Origin of the sequence: Bradyrhizobium sp. INPA03-11B (assembly GCF_040446015.1) — a bacterium.
GTDB classification, from domain to species: domain Bacteria; phylum Pseudomonadota; class Alphaproteobacteria; order Rhizobiales; family Xanthobacteraceae; genus Bradyrhizobium; species Bradyrhizobium macuxiense_A.
The window spans coordinates 1-1,743 of record NZ_JASGSR010000257.1; the positions used below are offsets into that span (position 1 = coordinate 1).

The 1,743-nt window shown below is 64.5% G+C and carries 1 protein-coding gene and 1 pseudogene; both read left to right on the forward strand.

Going from position 1 to position 1,743, the window contains the following annotated elements; all coding sequences use genetic code 11:
* Positions 1-399 (forward strand): annotated as a pseudogene (locus tag QMZ05_RS40745) (ABC transporter substrate-binding protein); the annotation flags it as partial.
* A gap of 403 nt (positions 400-802) precedes the next feature.
* A complete protein-coding gene (locus QMZ05_RS40750) occupies positions 803-1,648 on the forward strand; it encodes a CmcJ/NvfI family oxidoreductase (protein WP_353705879.1) in 846 nt (281 codons plus the stop codon).
* Positions 1,649-1,743 lie beyond the last annotated feature (95 nt).

Below are 1,743 nucleotides of genomic sequence, written 5' to 3' on the forward strand. Positions count from 1 at the left end.
GAAGAGGTGCTGTTCAAGTCGCGCCGCGTCATCACGGCCGACGGCATCACGCCGGGGCTGGGCTTCCAGGTCGCGACGCCGGATGCGATCAAGGGCAAGCGCGCCGAGCTCGAGGATTTCGTGCGACGCCTCGCCGCCGCGCGCGCGTGGTCGCAGAACAATGTCGAGGGCTATGCTGCGACCTGGGGCAGGCTGATGAACATCCCGCCTGCGGTGCCATTAAACTGGCTGACGCGGGCCAGGATCCGCATCGCGCCGATCGACGACAGCGTGGTGGCCGACGAGCAGAAGACCATCGACCTCTACGATCGCTGGGGCCTGATCCGGCAGAAGATCAACGCCGCCGACATCGTCGACCGGTCGTTCGCCGCGGCTGTGGAGAAGGGCGCGGGGCTTTGAGCGAATGCGCGGGACTTTTGGTGCTCGCGCGGCGCATGTTGAGAGAGCGTGCCGTGTGGCACCCCTCTCCCTAACCCTCCCCCGCAAGGGGGGAGGGAACCGTGCCGTCCGTGCCTCCCTCACATTGGCGCAACTCGGGTAGGATCACTGCTTTCGTGAGGTGAGCGCGATCGTCTGGCTCCTCCCCCCTTGCGGGGGAGGGTGGGGAGAGGGGTAGGCCGCGAGCGCGCCTGTTCGAATGACCGCGCGAAATAACCATCCACTTCGCGAGGATGACACCGGAAGGAATTTTCCCGTTCCGTACCGGAGAAAACAGCAACGTTGCTATTTTCGCTGCGGCCTTGCCACCCCGGCTGGCGGCGCCAAGATCAAAAGCACGAACAATCGAGTCCGGGAGATCACCATGGGCCTTCAACAAACTCGTATCGAGTCGCTGCCGTTTGTGACTGCTGAGCTGAACTACCTCGCGCCGACGCCGGGCAAGCCCCGGACCTACGCTTTCGACCCGCCGCCGGGCGAACCCAAATCCACAGCGCTGCCCGAACCCCACAACGTTCCGATCTTTGATGGGCGCCTGATCGCGGACAGCTTCTCGCTCGACCGCGAGGGCTTTGCGCTGGTCAAGCATCCGACCGTCGTGAAGGATTATTACGACGACAACGAAGTCCGCAACGTCTACTATCCCGCGGTCGAAGCCTTCCTGAAGGCGACGTTGAAGGCCGATCGCGTCTTCATCTTCGACCACACCGTGCGCAAGCGCGTCGAGGGCGCCGCTGACATCCGCGGCGGCGGTCCGCGCCAGCCCGCGACCCGCGTCCATGTCGACCAGACCGCGATCTCCGGCCACAACCGGGTGTACGAGCACCTGCCGAACGAAGCCAACGAACTCGTCAAGGGCCGCGTCCAGGTGATCAACCTGTGGCGCCCGATCCGCGGTCCGCTGCGCGATTCACCGCTGGCAATGGCCGACGGCACCACGATCGCGCCGGAGGACCTGATCGCTTCGGATCTGATCTATCCGAACCGCAGCGGCGAGACCTATTCGGTGAAGTACAATCCGAACCATCGCTGGTTCTACATTCCCGAGATGACGCCGGACGAGGCGATCCTGCTGAAATGCTACGACTCGGCGACCGACGGCCGGACGCGGTTTGGCCCGCACACGGCGTTTGTCGATCCGACCACGCCGGCCGAGGCCGCCCCGCGCGAGAGCATCGAGCTGCGGACCCTGGTGTTCCATAAAGAGTAAAGACAAAGAACGTTACTGCATCGTAGGTATGCTCCCTCTCCCGCTTGCGGGGGAGGCCGGATCGCATCGTCAGATGCGGTCCGGGTGGGGGCTGT